This window comes from Bradyrhizobium sp. Ec3.3 (genome assembly GCF_000472925.1).
Lineage (GTDB): Bacteria > Pseudomonadota > Alphaproteobacteria > Rhizobiales > Xanthobacteraceae > Bradyrhizobium.
Map to the genome: position 1 here is coordinate 71,412 of NZ_AXAS01000009.1, position 18,067 is coordinate 89,478.

Sequence of the window (18,067 nt, forward strand, 5' to 3'; positions counted from 1 at the left end):
CTGACGCCCTGTGATGCGCTGCCCGCCGCGCCATGACCCCGCCATGGCCGCGAAATCTGCCGTATAAGTTTGCCCGTGCTTCGGCGCCCTGCCATGCGACCCAAGCCGGTGTAACCCAAAAACGATCGTTAAGGTCCCGGATAGGCAGGCATTTCGCCCGGATTAAGGCGACGGTGCACTGAAGCTAGCCGATCATGGTTACCAGGAAATGCGTAAAGGGCCAAAGCGGCCGGAATCGGTCGTTCAGGACACGTCCGGCCCGTAGGCGGCGGCAATCCGGCCACCGACGATACCGCTGCCGACCTCGACAACGGGACGCGTGGTGCGGCGAGCCGCCTCACCCTCGACCACCCGCCAGGCGGTCCGATCGGCAAGCAGCGCGGTCAGGACGGCGTGGTTGAGCTTGTGGCCGCCGCGGACCGAACGATAGGCGCCCAGCAACGGCAGGCCAGCCAGCGCCAGATCTCCCACCACGTCCAGCACCTTGTGGCGCACGCATTCGTCGGCGTAGCGCAGGCCTTCGGTATTCAGCAGCCGCTCCTCGTCGAACACGACGGTGTTCTCGAAGGAGGCGCCGCGCGCGAAGCCTGCGCTCCAGAGACGCGCCTGATCGCACATCAGGCCGAAGGTGCGGGCCCGCGCGATCTCGCGGCGGAAACGTTCCGGGCTGAGCTCGAACGTGTAGGCCTGCCGGCCGATCACCGGATTGGCGAAATTGATCTCGATCTCGGCGCGGAAGCCGTTGGCGTAAGGCCGCAGCTCGCCGAAGGAATCGCCGATCGCAACCGAGACCGGCTTCAAAATCTGGATGAACCGGCGCTGCGCCGGCTGGCTCACGATACCGGCCTGGTCGATTGCCGCGACGAACGCCGCTGCGCTGCCGTCCATGATCGGTACTTCCGGACCGTCGATCTCGATGGTCGCGTTGTCCACGCCCATGCCACGCAAAGCAGCAAGCACGTGCTCGGCCGTCGACACCAGCGCACCGTCGCTGTCGCCAAGCACGGTCGCAAAATCGGTCGCGATGACCTGCTCGGCAGTGGCCTGCACTTCGCGGTCGCAACCTTCGAGGCCGGTGCGGACAAAAACCAGGCCTGCATCAACAGGTGCAGGCCCCAAGGTCAGCGTTACGGGGAGACCGGAATGAACGCCGACGCCAACCACTGTGGCCTGCGCGCGGAGCGTTGTTTGCCGGCTAAATTTCATCAGGAACTGCCCACCCTACGACCCACTGCGACTTATACTGGACCGAACTGGCCGTCTGAGGCACCAGCTCGAATCTCCGTATCCCCAAGTCACGCGCAAACCATAGTCACTGCCCCAAACAAGCCAACTCACGCTTTTTTACCAATTGTTACCCCAACTCTGCCGCATTCGGGCGGGGCGTGAACCAATTTGCGCCACGTTTGGAGCCGGTCTCGGCAACTTTATTGCATCACGAAATACATAATTAATCATTTAAAATCAGTCGGTTGCCTCTGCCAGCCGAGATCCCGCAGGCCGAAAGCAAAGGTCCCGGCGAACATTTCGCCGGGACCTTTTTCGTCGTCTTGATTGTAACAATCCTCACGTCGCCTGACGGCGGAGGAAGGCCGGGATATCAAGATGGTCGTCTCCCTGTGGCGCCGGCGCAACAGGCGCGGGGCGGCCGTGGACGTCCAAGCCTTGCGGCGGGGGTCGGCGGGCATACTCTGATACCGGCTCGCTAGCTGCGATCTGCTGAGCCACGCTGCGCTGTGGCTTGCGGTCAGGCAGCGGCGGCATAGCGGGAGCTGCGGTGCGGGCGACGACCGGCGGCTCGCTCTCCTCGTCGCGACGGCCGAGGCCGACATTGGCAAGGCGCTGCAACAGCGACAGGCGAGTCTTCTGAGTCGGCTCGTCCTCGGTCTCGCGGCCCTGGCGAATCTCCGCCTGCGCCGGCATCGGCAGGTCCTCGAGGCGCGGCATCCGCGGCGCTCGCAGCGGCGGTCGCTCGGCCTGCGGCGGGATGAAGGTTTCCGGCGTCATCGGCTCATGCATCGCGACGGGTGCTGCTTCCGGCTCGGGGAACAGCGAGGGCTTTTGCGCGATCGGGCGCACGGTGACGTCGCCATAGGTCTGGGGCGCCGGCGCATGCGGCACTTCCGGCGCCACAGCGGCGGCAATCGCAGCCAGCGCAGCGCGCTCGACATTGGGACGCGGCGCCATGGGGGCGGCAGCAACCGGAGCGGCCGCCGCCTGCGGGATCTGCGCTTCCAGCTTCTGGGCACGCTCGGCGAGCCGCTGATTGTCCGCCCGCAGCCGCGCGGTGAGATCGGCGAGCCGGGTTTCAGCCACGGCGGCCGGAGCATGCGGGGCGGCAACGGCGACGGCCGGTGCGCTCGAGGCCTGGCTGTTGCGGGCGATCGCCGCCTGCTCGATGCCGGTGGCAACGACCGAGACGCGGATCAGGCCGTCGAGGGCTTCGTCGAAGGTGGCGCCGACGATGATGTTGGCGTCCTGGTCGACCTCCTCGCGGATGCGGGTCGCGGCTTCGTCGACCTCGAACAGGGTGAGGTCCTTGCCGCCGGTGATCGAGATCAGGAGGCCCTTGGCACCCTTCATCGAGGAATCGTCGATCAGCGGGTTGGCGATCGCAGCTTCAGCGGCGGTCAGCGCGCGCTTGTCGCCGGAGGCTTCGCCCGTGCCCATCATCGCCTTGCCCATCTCACGCATCACGGCGCGGACGTCGGCGAAGTCGAGGTTGATCAGGCCTTCCTTCACCATCAGGTCGGTAATGCAGGCAACGCCCGAATAGAGCACCTGGTCAGCCATCGCGAAGGCGTCGGCGAAGGTGGTTTTCTCGTTGGCGACCCGGAACAGGTTCTGGTTCGGAATGATCAGGAGCGTATCAACGACCTTGTGCAGCTCGTTGATGCCCGCTTCAGCGGTGCGCATGCGGCGGCCGCCTTCAAAGTGGAAAGGCTTGGTCACCACGCCGACGGTGAGGATGCCCATGTCGCGCGCGGTCTTGGCGATGACAGGAGCGGCTCCCGTGCCGGTGCCGCCGCCCATGCCGGCGGTGACGAACACCATGTTGGCGCCCGAGAGATGGTCGCGGAGTTCGTCGATCACCTCTTCCGCGGCAGCCGCACCGACGTTCGGCTGCGAGCCGGCACCGAGGCCTTGCGTGACCTGCGTACCCATCTGCACGATGCGCTGCGCCTTCGACATCGTCAGCGCCTGCGCGTCGGTGTTGGCGACCACGAAGTCGACGCCCTGAAGGCCCGCCGTGATCATGTTGTTGACGGCGTTGCCGCCGGCGCCGCCGACGCCAAACACGGTGATCCGCGGCTTCAGTTCGTGAATATCAGGAACGTTGATGCTGATGGTCATGGTTGCCTCTCGATCACGTGCGCGTGGGTTCGCCCCGGCCGGCGGCCGCGGGAGTTGGTGAAAATCCGGGAATGTGGAAACCTGTCATCAGAAGCCCTCGCGAAGCCATCGTCCGACCTTTCCGAAATAACCGCCGGTCCCTGTCTTAATCTGCCGCGTATGCCGCGGTTCGACATGTTCAAGGTGAACATATTGCGGGTAGACCAGGAGCCCGGCGGGCACCGCGAAGGCGGCGTTCTTCGCCTCATTGGGCAGCCGGCCGAAGCCGAGCGGTCGGCCGATCCGCACGGGACGGCCGAGAATTTGCGTGCCGAGCTCGACGAGCCCGGTGAGTTGCGAGGCACCGCCGCTGAGAACGATGCGACCATTCGGCTCGGCCGCGAAGGGCGATTCCTTCAGCTTGTCACGGACCATCTCGAAGATTTCCTCGGCCCGGTGCTTGACGATGTTGGCGATGGTGGCGCGGGAGACGATCTGCGGCAGATCCTGCTCGTCGCCTGCGGTCGGCACCGACATCAGCTCGCGCGAGTCCGATCCACCGGTGATGACAGTGCCATAGAGCGTCTTGATTCGCTCGGCGTCGGCGATGGTCGCCGACAGTCCGCGCGCCAGGTCCATCGTGATGTGATGGCCGCCGACTGCAAAGCCTGCCGCATGCACGAAGCGGCCGCCGGAATAGACGGCGATGGTCGTGGTGCCCGCACCCATCTCGACGACGGCGGCGCCGAGATCGGCCTCGTCGTCGGTCAGCACGGAGAGGCCGGCGACATAGGGGCTCGCCGCCATGGCTTCGACGTTGATGTGGCAGCGTTCCACTGCCAGCATCAGGTTCCGCGCCACGGTGGCGTCGCAGGTCACCACGTTCATGTCGACGCCGAACTGGCGCGCGACCATGCCGCGGGCATCACGGATGCCCTTGACGCCATCGAGCGTGTAGCCGACGGGCAGCGCGTGCAGCACGGTGCGGCCCTCGCCGGTGGCATGACGCATGCCGGTGGAGGTGACGCGACTGACGTCGGCCGGCGTGACCGCGCCGCCGCGGATGTCGGCGGCAGCCTCGACCATATGCCCGGCGAGCCTGCCGCCGGAGACCGACAGCAGCACGGATTCGACCCGCACCTTGGCCATCTTTTCCGCAAGCCCGACGGCCTGGCGCACCGCCTGCTCGCATTCGCCGAGATCGATCACCGCACCGGCCTTCATGCCGCGCGCCTGGATCTGGCTGTAGCCGGTCAATTCAACCGCATGGGTGCGGCCGCGCAGCGCCTCGCTCGGCGCGGACGGCTTCAGCCGCGCGATCATGCAGGCGATCTTGCTGGTGCCGATGTCGAGACAGGCGACGAGCCCGGCGCGCTTATGCGGCATCGGGCGGGTCTTCGGCGTCTGGGTGCGATCGAGACCGGTCATGCGGAATCACCGGCCTTCTTCTTCGGCTGCTTTGCCTTGAACAGCTCTTCGCGCGCCTTTGCGGCGTCGTCGGAGAGCTGCACTACGAGACGATCGGGCAGACGCATGTCGACGGCGACGATGTCCCTGGAGAACAGCTTCTCCTCCTTGTCGAGCTTGGACAGGGCGGCAAGCGCATTGCCGACGTCCTGCTCGGGGAGCCGCACGTCGAGGCCGTCCTTCAACCGCAGATTCCAGCGGCGCTCGCCGATGAAGATCGCCGCCTTGGTCGCCGACTGCACCTGCGGATAACGCGCGAGGAGCGCGAGGAAATCGCGCGCCTGGGTGGCGGCGCCCTTGCCGACCACGAGCGGCAGCGTCAGGAAGCGGCGCGAAACATAGGGCTCGAGCACGGCGCCGTCGTCGGCAATCACGGAGAGCCGGCCGGCTTCCTGCCACAGCGCGAACGCCTTGCGCTCGGTGATGTCGATCTGGAGCTGGCCCGGATAGAGCTTCAGCACGGTCGCATCCGCGATCCAGGGATTGGCCTTGAGCTTGTCGCGCAGGCCGTCGGCATCGAGGAACAGCAGCGAGGAGCGGCCGCTGACGCCGCCGATGGCGAGGATCTCGTCCTGGCTGAGCTGCTTGCGGCCGTTGATGACGACGGAGGTGATTCGGAAGCCGGCGGAATTGGCCAGCGCATTGCGGGCATCGCTGACCGCGGTGATGAAATCCTGGAGATGGCCGCCCTTGACGATGCCGAGGCCGGTGGCGCCGGCGAGCAGGATGACTGTCAGGCTGATCCCGACCCGGCGCGGCAGGAAGCGCTCGACCAGCGCGACGATGCGCGGCGTCGGCTCGCGCTCCGGAAGAGCCTTGGCGCGGGCGCGCTTTTCCTGGAGCTTCTCTTCGCGCTTGTCCTGGCGCTTCTGCTCGATCCACTCGCGCAGAAGCACGACCGCTCCAACAGCGGCCGCCTTCAGGTCAGCTTGGGGCCTCAGAGATCGAAGTACTGACCGGGTGAGGCTGCCTGCACCATCCATTGCACGAGCTCGTCAACAGTTAGCCCGCGGAAATCTCGCGGGTTCTGGCGCCCATGACGTCTCGGACCGGCCGGCCGGGTGGTCTTCAGCAGAAGAAGCCTCTCCCCTTCAAAGCGTTGGCCGGAGACGGGAACACCCGTGACAGCCCACGCGCCGGCAGCCAAATCGCCATATGCGCCGCCAGCGTTAACCTTCGGACTTCCTGGTAAACAAAAGGTAAACTTCGTTAACGGCCGGAGCTTTTTGCCTCGTCTTGTGAGGCATTTATGCCGCCATCTCCGGCATTTTACCGATTCTGGGTTCCAAAACGGGCTGTTTCGCCCGGCCGGCCGTTAACCAACCCTAATTATTTCCGCACGCGCTGTTCGGCGAGCTCGATCAGGTCGCGCAGGAAGTCGACGAACTCGATCCCCTGCGCCTTCAGCGCCTTGGGATAGAGCGAGGACTTGGTGAGGCCGGGCAGCGTGTTGGTCTCGAGATAGACCAGGCCCTTGTCCGACACGATGAAGTCCGACCGGGAATAGCCGGTGCAGGACATCGCCCGATGCGCCCGCATCGCCTGGTCCATCAGCGCGGCCGTGACCTCCGGCGAGAAGCGGCCGGGGCAGATCTCCTGGGTCGATGAGAGCAGATATTTTGCGGCGTAGTCGAAATTGCCCTCGCCCGGGATGATCTCGATCGGCGGCAGCGAGATCATCGAGCCGTCCGGCCGCTCCAGCACGCCGCAGGTCGCCTCGATGCCGGCGATGTAGGGCTCGATGACGTACTCTTCGTGCTTCGCAGCGTTGCGAACAGCAACCAGATCCTGCTTGGCGTTGACGAAGATCAGGCCGTAGCTCGAACCATCGCGCGCCGGCTTTGCGATCAGCCTGCCGTATTCGGCAAAGGCGTCGTCGATGTCTTCCAGCGCAATACCTGTCGGTGGCGTCACGCCGCCGAGCGCGGCAAACTGCTTGGCGGCGATCTTGTCGAAGGCGAGATGCGAGGATGCCGAGCCCGATCCAGTGAAGGGCACGCCGCGCGATTCGCACATCACCTGCAGTTCGCCGTTCTCGGCGCAGCCGCCATGTAGCGCAAGCACCAGCACACGGTTCTCCGCTTTCGCCTGGTCCAGCGCTTGTTCCAGCGGAATTCCGCGCGTGCCCGGATTGAACTCGTCCTCAAAGGGACGGGCGTGTTCGGCGAGCTGCTTTGACTGGACGACGTGCACCTTGTCCTGGACATCCCAGAACCAGAGATCGGCTTCAGGCAACGCCTGGTGCAGGGCCTGCGCGCTTGCAACCGAGACCAGACGTTCCCTGTTGGAGCCGCCGAAGAGAATGGTGATGCGCATGATTAGCCAGCTGCCTTTCCACCTTCGTCATTCCGGGATGCGCCGGTAGGCGCAGGCCCGGAATCCATAACCACGATCGGGAGTATGGATTCCGGGCTCGCGACTTCGTCGCGCCCCGGAATGACGGTGATCATGGAACCCCGATCCTTTTGATTTCCCAGTGTAGCTCAATTCCCGAATTTTCCTTCACGCGCTCGCGCACGGTTTCGCCAAGCGTCTCGATGTCATGACCGGTCGCATCGCCGGTATTGATCAGGAAGTTGCAGTGCATCTCCGACACCTGCGCGCCGCCGATGCGCAAGCCGCGGCAGCCGGCGGCGTCGATCAGCTTCCAGGCGGAGTGGCCGGGCGGATTCTTGAAGGTTGAGCCGCCGGTCTTCTCGCGAATCGGCTGCGCGGTCTCGCGATGGGTCTGCACCTCCGCCATGCGGGCGCGGATCGCGTCCGCGTCCGTGATGACGCCGCGAAAGCGCGCGGAGGTGAAGATGATCGAGGGGTCAACGCCGCTGTTGCGGTACACGAACTTCATGTCGGCGTTGGAGAAGGTGTGCTTCGTGCCGTCGCGACCGATGCCGGTCGCCTCGATCAGCACGTCCTTGGTCTCGCCGCCATTGGCCCCTGCATTCATGCGCAGCGCGCCGCCGATCGTGCCGGGAATGCCGAAGAAGAATTCGAGCCCGCCGATATCAGCGCTGGCCGCCACTTCCGCGACGCGCTTGTCGAGCGCGGCCGCACCAGCGGTGACGATGTCGCCGCTCGCACTCGCATCGCCAAAGGCACGCGGTGCAAGACGGATCACGACGCCCGACATGCCGCCATCGCGCACGATGAGATTGGAGCCGACGCCGACGACACAGACGGGAATGTCGTGCGAGAGATGCGCGAGGAAGTAAGCGAGATCATCCTCATCCGCCGGCGTGAACAACACCTGCGCCGGCCCGCCGACGCGAAACCAGGTGAGCTCGGCCAGCGACTGATTCGCCAGCAAACGCCCGCGCAGGTCAGGCATCGCGGCTTTGAGGTCGGGGGTGATGTCGGGGAAGCTCATGCGAGAGCACGCGCCTCATGCAAGGGAGGCACACTGTCCCCGTTCCCTCCCCCCTTGTGGGGGAGGGCCAGGGAGGGGGGTAGCCCCAAGCGACGTCGGAGTTTGTGGCTACCCCTCTCCCCCACCCTCTCCCACAAGGGGAGAGGGAGCGCAGGGTGCCGTGGGGCAACTGATCCGACCATCGTCATCGCCGTCATCCCAGCGCCTTCAATTCGCCGGGCAGCGCATAGGCCCATTGCGTGATGTTGCCGGCGCCCAGGCACACGACCAGATCGCCTGGCTTCGCCATGCCCTTGACGATGCCGGCGAGATCCGAGGATGCCGGTAGCGGGATCACCTGGCGATGGCCGTGGGCGCGCAGGCCGGCGACGAAATGATCGCGGTCGATGCCTTCGATCGGCGCCTCACCGGCGGGATAGACCTCGGCGACAACAACCGCGTCCGCATCGTTGAAGCAGGTGCAAAATTCCTCGAACAGCGATTGCAGGCGGGTGAAGCGATGCGGCTGCACCACGGCGAGGATCTTGCCATTGGTGGATTCGCGTGCCGCCTTCAGCACGGCAGCAATCTCGACGGGATGGTGACCGTAATCGTCGATCACGGTGATGCCGTTCCACTCGCCGGTCTTGGTGAAGCGGCGCTTGACCCCGCCGAAAGTGGCCATCGCCTTGCGGATCGCCTCGTCGGAGACGCCGAGCTCATGCGCCACCGCGATTGCGGCCGTGGCGTTCGAGGCGTTGTGACGTCCCGGCATCGGCAGCGTGAGATCCGCAATCTCATGCACGGCACCGCTCTTGCGATCGCGAATCGCGACCTTGAATTTCGATCCGCCACCCATCGGCGTGAGATCGACGAGCCGCGCATCGGCCTGCGGATTCTCGCCATAGGTGATGATGCGGCGATCCTCGATCTTGCCGACCAGGCTCTGCACGGTCGGATGATCGATGCACATCACGGCAAAGCCGTAGAACGGCAGGTTCTCGATGAAATGGCGGAACGCATCCTGCACGGCATCGAACGTCTTGAAGTGATCGAGATGCTCGGGGTCGACATTGGTGACGATCGCGACATCCGTCGGCAGCTTCAGGAACGTGCCGTCGCTCTCGTCCGCTTCCACCACCATCCAGTCGCCGGCACCGAGCCGTGCATTCGAGCCATAGGCGTTGATGATGCCGCCGTTGATCACGGTCGGATCGAGGCCGCCGGCATCGAGCAGCGTGGCGACCATCGTCGTGGTCGTGGTCTTGCCATGAGTGCCGGCGATCGCGACGCAGCTCTTCAGCCGCATCAGCTCGGCCAGCATCTCGGCGCGGCGCACCACGGGAATGCGTTGCGCGCGCGCCGCCATCAATTCCGGATTGTCGCGCTTGATCGCAGAGGACACCACGACGACGTCGGCGCCATCGACATTCTCGGCCTTGTGGCCGACCGAGACCTTTGCGCCCTTCTTGCGCAGCCGCTCGAGATTGTAATTGTCGGAGGCGTCCGAGCCCTGCACGGTGTAGCCGAGATTGACCAGCACCTCGGCAATGCCGCTCATGCCGATGCCGCCGATCCCGACGAAGTGGATGGGTCCGATCCCGCGCGGCAGTCTCATGATCTGTTCCCTGACCTTGCCGCCTGCGAAGGCGGCATCTGGCTGATCTCACGGCCCAAATCAGCCGCGCCTCGTACTGGATGCCCCGCTTTAGAAGGCGAAGACAAGGGCTTTTTCGCGTCAAAGTCCGGCGACTTTGACCACCAGATCGGCCAGCCGCTCGGCGGCATCGAGCCGGCCAGCGCCGCGGGCGGCCTCGGCCATGGCGGCAAGGCGGGCAGGCTCGGCGGCGAAAGCGGAGATCTCGGCAGCCAGCCGATCCGAGGTGAACTCGGTCTGCGGAATGCGCAAGCCGCCGTTGACCTGGGCCAGCACGCCGGCATTGGCGAACTGGTCCTGGTCGATCGAGCCGGGCAGTGGCACCAGGATCGAGGGCCGCCCGATCGCGGCGAGCTCGGCGACCGTGCCGGCGCCCGAGCGCGACACGATGAGGTGATTGGAAGCAAGCCGCGCCGGCAGATCGGTGAAGAACGGCGCGAGCTCGGCATTGATCTTGAGCTTGTCGTAGACCGCGCGCACCCGCGTCATGTCCTCTTCGCGGACCTGCTGGGTGAGGATCAGCCGGCTCCAGAGCGCAGGCTCAAGCCGCTCGATCGCGCCGGGCACGATGTCGGCCATGATGCGCGCACCCTGGCTGCCGCCGACGACGAGCAGGCGGAGCGGACCGTTCGGCTCAGGCGGTGTGTACTTCACCGCGGCGGCCGCAAGGATCGCCGGACGCATCGGTGTGCCGACCGTCGTGGTCTTCGGCGCCAGCGCAGGATCGCGGTCGAGCACGCCCGGCAAGGACGTCGCGATCGCGCGGACATAGCGCGCTAGGAACCGGTTGGCGCGACCGAGCACCGCGTTTGCATCGTGGATGATGCCGGGCACGCCGGCGAGCCTGGCCGCGATCAGCGGCGGCAGCGTCGGATAACCGCCGAAGCCGACGACCGCGATCGGCCTCGATCGGCGCATCAGGTTGAAGGCTGACAGCGTGCCCGCGGCGAGCGTGAAGCCGGCATGGGCGAGCTGCAACGGATTGCGGCCGCGCGCGGTCTCGCTCGCCACGACGTCGATCATGTCCTTGCTGAACAACCCGCTGTAGCGGAGCGCCCGCGCGTCCGTGACGAGGCGCACGCGAAATCCGCGCCGGATCAGCTCGACGCCGAGCGCCTCGGCCGGGAACAGATGACCGCCGGTGCCGCCCGCGGCGAGAAGAATCAAGGGGGAGGTGTCCATGGCCGTGGGTTTTACAGGGACTTTCCCGTCATTGCGAGACAGACCACGTCACAGAGTTCGTGCCCCGGGCGCAGCGCAGCGCGCCGCTTCTTCGCGGCGTGGTGCGCTGCTGAACCGGGGCCCATGCTCGCGACATTCTGGGTCCCGGATCTGCGCTTCGCTTGTCCAGGACACGAGGGCAACTCACGCGTAGCTGCGCATCGCTTCGGCGTGGCCGATCGACTCGACCTCGGTGCGCGGTCGCAGCCGCGTCAGTGCCAGCATCATGCCGACGCCATAGGCGAGCGTCACGATCGAGGAGCCGCCATAGGAGATGAACGGCAGCGTCATGCCCTTGGCCGGGATAAGCTGAAGATTGACCGACATGTTGATCGCGGCCTGCACGCCGAACAGGATGGCAAGGCCGGAGGCGGCGAAGCGGGAGAACATGTCCTCATTGGCATAGGCGCGCGACAGCGTGCGGATGACGATGAAGGCGAACAGCCCCAGCATCGCAAGGCACAGGATGATGCCGAACTCTTCGGCGGCGACCGCGAACACGAAATCGGTGTGGCTGTCCGGCAGGCTACGCTTGGCGATGCCCTCGCCCGGCCCGAGGCCAAACCAGCCGCCGTTGTAGAAGGCCTCCATCGCGGTATCGACCTGGAAGGTGTCGCCCGAAGCCGGATTCATGAAGCGCTTGATGCGCCCGGCGACATGGGGAACAAAAAGATAGGCGCTGAACAGGCCGGCGGAGGCGGCGCCCGCAAGCCCGAACACCCAGATCATGCGCATGCCCGCGATGAAGAACAGCGCGCCCCACACCATCAGGATCAGCATGGTCTGGCCGAAATCGGGCTCCATCACCAGGAGCGAGACCAGCATCAGCAGCAGCACCAGCGCCATCGAGGTCGCCGGCATCTCCGGCCGCTTGGTCGATTCCGCGAATAGCCAGGCGGCGATGACGACGAAGGACGGCTTTGCGGCCTCGGAGGCCTGGATGTTGACGCCGAGCAGTGTGATCCAGCGCCGCGAGCCCTTCACCTCGGGACCGATGGCGAGCGTCACCACGATCAGGATGATGCTGATCGCGAAGATGATCAGCGCGCTGCGCCGGATCGCGCGCGGCGACAGAAACGACACGCCGATCAGGACGATGAAGGACGGAGCCAAAAACATCACGTGCCGGCTGAAGAAGTGGAAGGGATCAAGCCCGATGCGGGTCGCAACCGGCGGGCTCGCCGCCAGCGACAGGATCACCCCTGTCAGCATCAGCGCCAGGATGACACCGAGCAGCGGCTTGTCGACGGTCCACCACCATTCGGAAAAGGGGGTGCGTTCTTCACGGGAGAGCATGGGCGGCCGGCCTTCGGACAGAGATCAGCCCATTGGTCGCCGAGGTTGGTTTACGGGGAGTTAATGGGATCAATCAAGTTGTGAAGAGTTCGTGCCCCGGACGCAGCGCAGCGCTCTTGCGGTGCGCTGCAGAGCCGGGGCCCACTGTGTCTTCTGGGTCCCGGCTCGCGCTACGCGCGTCCGGGACACAAGGGCATCACACCACCGGCTTCACGCCCGGCAGCGCCTGCACCAGCTCGCGGAACCTGGCGCCGCGGATCTCGAAATTGCGGTACTGGTCGAACGAGGCGCAGGCGGGTGAGAGCAACACGACAGCCTCGCCGAGGCCCGAGGCTTCGGCATCGCGTGCGGCGTGCTCCACCGCGACATCGAGTGTCTCGCTGATCTCGTGGGCGACTTGCGTGCCCAGCGTGCCCGAAAATTCCTGCGCGGCCTCGCCGATCAGATAGGCCTTTCGGATGCGCGGGAAGAAGCCCGTCAGGCTGGTGATGCCGCCCATCTTCGGCTTGCCGCCGGCGATCCAGAAGATGTCGGCAAAGGACGACAGCGCATGCGCGGCCGCATCCGCGTTGGTGCCCTTGGAGTCGTTGACGAACAGCACGTTGCCGCGCCGACCGACCTGCTCCATGCGATGCGCAAGGCCGGGGAAGCTGCGCAGGCCGTTCTGCAGGACATCGAGACTGATGCCCATCGCGAGCGCGGCGGCGGTGGCGCAGGCGGCATTCTGCGCATTGTGCAGGCCGCGCAGCGAGCCGATACCGCCGAGCTTTGCAACTTCGCTGCGAGCGCCGCCGGAGGCGCGGGCAATCGTGCCGTGCTCGACATAGACGCCGGTCGCAAGCGGATTCCTGACGGAGATGCGCACCACGTTCTTTCCGGCGCGGTCGAGCCGGTCGGCGATGTCGCGGCACCAGCCATCGTCGACACCGACGATCGAGGTGCCGCCTGCTTGCACGCCGGCGACCAGGCGCTCCTTCACCGCGGCGTAGTGCTGGATGGTGCCGTGGCGGTCGATATGGTCCTCGCTGATATTGAGCAGAATGCCGGCGGAGGGATCGAGCGAGGGCGTGAGGTCGATCTGGTAGGACGACATCTCGACGACATGGACGCGCCCCATGCGCGGCGGCTCCAGCGACAGGATCGCGGTGCCGATATTGCCGCCCATCTGGCTGTCGTAGCCGGCAACCTTGGTCAGATGCGCGATCAGCGCAGTCGTCGTCGACTTGCCGTTGGTGCCGGTGATGGCGACGAACGGCGCGTTCGGCGCGTGGCGCCGCCGCTCGCGGCAGAACAGCTCGATGTCGCCGATCACCTCGACGCCGGCCTCGCGCGCTTTCAGCACGCTCCAGTGCGGCGCCGGGTGGGTGAGCGGCACGCCGGGTGCGAGCACCAGCGCCGAAAAATTCGCCCATGACACGGTGCGCAGATCGGCGGTGATGAAACCTTCCTGCGCCGCCTTGGCGAGATTGTCGGCACTGTCGTCGCCGGCGATCACCTCGGCGCCGCCGGCTTTCAGCGCATGGCAGCTTGCGAGACCCGAACCGCCGAGTCCGAAGACCGCGACGGTCTTGCCGGCGAAGGACGTGACCGGGATCATCGATCGATCACCGCAGCTTCAGCGTGGAGAGGCCGGCGAGCGCCAGCATCACCGAGATGATCCAGAAGCGGATCACGATCTGCGGCTCTGTCCAGCCGAGCTGCTCGAAATGGTGATGGATCGGCGCCATCTTGAAGATGCGCTTTCCCGTCAGCTTGAACGAGACGACCTGCACGATGACCGAGACCGCCTCCAGCACGAACAGCCCGCCGATCACCGCGAGCACGATCTCGTGCTTCACCGCAACCGCGATCGCACCGAGCATGCCGCCGAGCGCCAGCGAGCCGGTGTCGCCCATGAAGATCGAGGCCGGCGGCGCATTGAACCAGAGGAAGCCGAGGCCGGCGCCCAACAGCGCGCCGCAGAGCACCGCGAGCTCGCCGGTGCCCGCCACATATTTGATCTGGAGGTAGTCGGCGAACACGGCGTTACCGGCAAGATAGGCGATCATGGCAAAGCTCGCGGTCGCGATCATCACGGGCACGATGGCGAGGCCATCGAGCCCGTCGGTGAGGTTCACCGCATTGCCAGCGCCGACGATGACGAAGGCGCCGAAGATCACGAAGAACCAGCCGAAGTGCAGCACGACGTCCTTGAAGAAGGGAATCGCGAGCGCGGTGGAGGAGGGATCGCGGTTCAGCCGCACCAGCGCGTAGCAGGCGACCAGCGCGATCATCGCCTCGATCAGCAGGCGAAGCTTGCCACCGAACCCGCTCGTCGTCTGCTTGGTCACTTTCAGGTAATCGTCATAGAAGCCGACGAAGCCGAAGCCGAGCGTCACCGCGAGCACGATCCAGACATAGGGGTTGAGCGGATTGGCCCACAGCACCGTGCCGACCGTGAGGCCGGACAGGATCATCAGCCCGCCCATGGTGGGCGTGCCCTTCTTGCTGAGATGCGATTGCGGGCCATCTTCCCGGATCGGCTGACCCTTGCCCTGGCGGATGCGCAAATGATCGATGATCCAGGGCCCGAACAGGAACACGAACAGCGCGCCGGTGACGACGGCGCCGCCGGTGCGGAACGTGATGTAGCGGAAAACGTTCAGCAGGGTGCGAAACGCACCGAAACTCGGAAATGTGTTGGAAAGCTCGATCAGCCAGTAAAACATTCAGACAGTCCTATACCGCCTCTTCGCATGCGGCCTTGCCGGAAAGCGCTTTTGGCGCATTCGCCGGCCTTCATCATGTGGTCGGGCGACCCTCAAAAACCGGACAGCCGGGGATGGTGGGATCAGACACGGCGCTTAACCAGTTTACGCCTTTGCCTGCAAGGCGGCCACTAGCCCCGGCACAAACTTGTTGACCCAGAACATCTTCTTGCTGCCCTTGACAACCACGACATCGCCTGCCTTCAGCAGATCCGCAACATCTCGCGGGGCCAGCGTGGCGGGGTCCTCATGCCAGCCGAGGCCCTTGGCCGCCGGCAGCTTCTGGTAGAGATGATGCATCAAGGAGCCGACGCAGTAGACGCCGTCGATGCCGTCGAGATGTGTTGCAAGATTCACGTGATAGGACGGCGCGTCAGTTCCCAGCTCGAGCATGTCGCCGATCACGGCGATGCGGCGGCCGCCGGTCATATGGCGCGCCTTGAGGCTTTCCAGGGCCGCGGCCATGCTGGCCGGGTTGCCATTGAAGCTGTCGTCGATCACGGTGACGCCGCCAACGGTCTGCTCGACGCCGCGGCCGGTCATGATGCCGACGCCATCGAGCCTTGAAGCGAGTGCAGCCGCATCGAGATGGGCCGCGTGAATCGAGGCCAGCGCGGCCAGCGCGTTGTGGACGCGATGCGGTGCGCCGGGCGTAAGGCTGAAGTCGATCTCCTTGCCGCCGACCAGCGCACTCACCTGCCAGCTTTCACCCTGCGGCGTGTGCCTGAGCTCGCACAACTCGGTGCCGTCACCGAAGCGGATGACCTTACCGTTCCATTCGGGGGCGGCGATATCGGCCGGCAGCACCAGCACGCCATCGTTCGGCAGGCCCAGCGCGATCGAGACCTTCTCGCGCCGGATCGCTTCGAGCGAGCCGAGCTTTTCCAGATGCACCGGCTGCACGTTGACGACCAGCGCCACCGTCGGCTGCGTCAACCCGCTCAGCCGCGCGATTTCGCCGGTCTGGTTCATGCCCATCTCGACGACCCAGAGGCTCGCGTCAGGCCTCGCATTGCACAGCGTCAGCGGCACGCCCCAGAAATTGTTGAAGCTGGACGGGCTCGCATAGGCGTTCGGATAGGCCGCGAGATATTCCTTGGTGCTGGTCTTGCCGGCGCTTCCCGTGAGCCCGATCACGGGCCCCTTGAAGCGCGCACGGGCGGCACGCGCGAGGCCCCAGAGGCCTTCGATCAGCGTGTCCTTGACGACGAGTTGCGGAATGCGGATGCCCGCGATCTCGTGCGGCACGATCATCGCGACCGCGCCTGAAGCTTCCGCCTTGTCCGCAAACTCCCAGCCGTCGCGCGCGCTGGCGAAGGCCGAGATGAAGCCGCCGCTCGGCGTGCCGCTCAGCGCAACGAACAGGCAGCCCGGCTTCACCAGGCGGCTGTCCTGGGTGACGAAGTCGATCGCCGTGTCGGGGAACGATCCTGCGATCCCCAGCGCATGCGCCACCTCGGCAACCGTCCACAATGGCGCGCTCATGAAACCCTCGTCGCTAATGCGGCGGCGACCGCCTCGTGATCGCTGAACGGCAGCACATCGCTGCCGATGATCTGCCCGGTCTCGTGACCCTTGCCGGCAATCAGCAGCGCATCGCCCGGCTCGAGCTCGTCGATTGCCGCGCGGATCGCCGCTGCACGATCACCGATCTCCTTCGCGCCCTTTGCGGCGCTAAGGATCGCGGCGCGAATGGCTTCCGGCTTTTCGCTGCGCGGATTGTCGTCGGTGATGATGACGCCATCGGCATTCTCAGCCGCGATCGCGCCCATGATCGGTCGCTTGCCGGCATCGCGATCGCCGCCGGCGCCGAACACGACGATCAGCTTGCGCTTGGCATAGGGCCGCAGCGCCTGCAGTGCCTTGACCAGTGCATCCGGCTTGTGTGCGTAGTCGACGAAGATCGGCGCGCCGTTGCGTTCGCCGACGAGCTCGAGCCGACCCTTGGCGCCTTCGAGATGTTCGAGGCTCGCAAAGACATTCGCCGCATCGCTCCCGGTGCCGATCGCAAGGCCGGCGGCAACCAGCGCGTTCTCGATCTGGAACGCGCCGACCAGCGGCAGCCTGATCGAATACGCCTTGCCGCGATGCTCGATCGCGAGCTGCTGCGAAAAGCCGTCGATCTTGGCGTCGACGAGGCGGATGCCCTCGCCTGCCCCGTCGCCGTTGCGGCCGACCGCCATCACGCGCAAGCCGCGCGACCTCGCGGCCTCGATCGCCTCAGTCGAGCAATCATGATCGGCGCAGATCACGGCCGCGCCGCCCGGTAGAACCAGATCGCGGAACAACCGCAGCTTGGCTGCAAGATAGTGCGCGACGGTCGGATGGTAGTCCATGTGATCGCGCGAGAGATTGGTGAAGCCGCCGGCTGCGATGCGCACGCCGTCGAGGCGGTATTGATCGAGCCCGTGCGAGGATGCTTCGAACGCCAGATGCGTGACGCCGTCGCGCGCGATCTCATCGAGCTGCCGGTGCAGCGCGAGCGGATCGGGGGTCGTCAGCGAGCCGTAGACGGTGCGCTTCGGCGAGACGAGGCCGATTGTCCCGATGCTCGCGGAGACGTGCCCAAGCCGCTCCCAGATCTGCCGCGTGAACGCTGCAACCGACGTCTTGCCGCTGGTGCCGGTCACCGCCGCGATGGTTGCGGGTTGGGCGGGAAAGAATTTTGCCGCGGCCAGCGCCAGCGCGCGGCGCGGATTGGAGACCGCGATGAACGGCACCTTGCAGCCGGCCGGCGCCTGGTCGCCGACAATGGCCACGGCACCCGCGGCAACGGCAGCGTCGATGAAGCGCGCGCCGTCGGTCTTGCTGCCCGCAAGCGCGAAGAAGAGATCACCTGATTTGACCACGCGGCTGTCGAGCGCAAGCCCCGTCACCTCGAGCGCCGCGACAGCGGGGTCGATTGCGGCATCATTGCCCAGAAAATCCTGACCTAGGAAGTCGCGCAGTTTCATGGCCTTCCAGTCGAAATGCCAAGCCGGATCCAAGGGGGAAACCCGACTC

General features: G+C 65.7%; 13 protein-coding genes. All 13 read right to left on the minus strand.

What is annotated here, in order from left to right; genetic code table 11:
- Nucleotides 1–243: 243 nt before the first annotated feature.
- Nucleotides 244–1,206: a UDP-3-O-acyl-N-acetylglucosamine deacetylase gene (lpxC, locus tag YUU_RS0110590; RefSeq protein WP_027522338.1), complete on the minus strand. Its 963-nt coding sequence runs from the start codon at nucleotides 1,204–1,206 to the stop codon at nucleotides 244–246.
- 360 nt (nucleotides 1,207–1,566) lie between these two features.
- Nucleotides 1,567–3,354 (minus strand): cell division protein FtsZ, encoded by a 1,788-nt coding sequence (gene ftsZ / locus YUU_RS0110595; protein WP_027522339.1) that lies wholly within the window; start codon nucleotides 3,352–3,354, stop codon nucleotides 1,567–1,569.
- Nucleotides 3,355–3,441: 87 nt separating this feature from the next.
- Nucleotides 3,442–4,761, minus strand: coding sequence for a cell division protein FtsA (gene ftsA, locus YUU_RS0110600; protein ID WP_027522340.1), 1,320 nt, complete (start codon nucleotides 4,759–4,761; stop codon nucleotides 3,442–3,444).
- Complete coding sequence (locus YUU_RS0110605) at nucleotides 4,758–5,783, minus strand: cell division protein FtsQ/DivIB (protein ID WP_027522341.1); 1,026 nt, start codon at nucleotides 5,781–5,783, stop codon at nucleotides 4,758–4,760. The genes ftsA and YUU_RS0110605 overlap by 4 nt, the downstream gene beginning before the upstream one ends.
- Before the next feature lie 346 nt (nucleotides 5,784–6,129).
- Nucleotides 6,130–7,116, minus strand: a complete 987-nt coding sequence (locus YUU_RS0110610; protein ID WP_027522342.1) for a D-alanine--D-alanine ligase — start codon at nucleotides 7,114–7,116, stop codon at nucleotides 6,130–6,132.
- Nucleotides 7,117–7,246: 130 nt separating this feature from the next.
- A complete protein-coding gene (murB, locus tag YUU_RS0110615; RefSeq protein ID WP_027522343.1) occupies nucleotides 7,247–8,164 on the minus strand; it encodes a UDP-N-acetylmuramate dehydrogenase in 918 nt (305 codons plus the stop codon).
- Between the two features lie 193 nt (nucleotides 8,165–8,357).
- On the minus strand, nucleotides 8,358–9,761 hold the full coding sequence (murC, locus tag YUU_RS0110620; RefSeq protein ID WP_027522344.1) for a UDP-N-acetylmuramate--L-alanine ligase: 1,404 nt from the start codon (nucleotides 9,759–9,761) through the stop codon (nucleotides 8,358–8,360).
- Between the two features lie 120 nt (nucleotides 9,762–9,881).
- Entirely contained in the window at nucleotides 9,882–10,982 is a 1,101-nt protein-coding gene (gene murG, locus YUU_RS0110625; protein WP_027522345.1) for an undecaprenyldiphospho-muramoylpentapeptide beta-N-acetylglucosaminyltransferase, read from the minus strand.
- A 183-nt stretch (nucleotides 10,983–11,165) separates the two neighbouring features.
- Nucleotides 11,166–12,317 (minus strand): putative lipid II flippase FtsW, encoded by a 1,152-nt coding sequence (ftsW, locus tag YUU_RS0110630; RefSeq protein ID WP_027522346.1) that lies wholly within the window; start codon nucleotides 12,315–12,317, stop codon nucleotides 11,166–11,168.
- A gap of 196 nt (nucleotides 12,318–12,513) precedes the next feature.
- Complete coding sequence (gene murD, locus YUU_RS0110635; protein WP_027522347.1) at nucleotides 12,514–13,914, minus strand: UDP-N-acetylmuramoyl-L-alanine--D-glutamate ligase; 1,401 nt, start codon at nucleotides 13,912–13,914, stop codon at nucleotides 12,514–12,516.
- 7 nt (nucleotides 13,915–13,921) lie between these two features.
- On the minus strand, nucleotides 13,922–15,025 hold the full coding sequence (gene mraY, locus YUU_RS0110640) for a phospho-N-acetylmuramoyl-pentapeptide-transferase (RefSeq protein ID WP_027522348.1): 1,104 nt from the start codon (nucleotides 15,023–15,025) through the stop codon (nucleotides 13,922–13,924).
- Between the two features lie 144 nt (nucleotides 15,026–15,169).
- A complete protein-coding gene (gene murF / locus YUU_RS0110645; protein WP_027522349.1) occupies nucleotides 15,170–16,549 on the minus strand; it encodes a UDP-N-acetylmuramoyl-tripeptide--D-alanyl-D-alanine ligase in 1,380 nt (459 codons plus the stop codon).
- The gene (locus tag YUU_RS0110650; protein ID WP_027522350.1) at nucleotides 16,546–18,018 is read right to left on the minus strand and encodes a UDP-N-acetylmuramoyl-L-alanyl-D-glutamate--2,6-diaminopimelate ligase; all 1,473 of its coding nucleotides are present in this window, start codon (nucleotides 18,016–18,018) and stop codon (nucleotides 16,546–16,548) included. The genes murF and YUU_RS0110650 overlap by 4 nt, the downstream gene beginning before the upstream one ends.
- Between the last annotated feature and the right edge of the window lie 49 nt (nucleotides 18,019–18,067).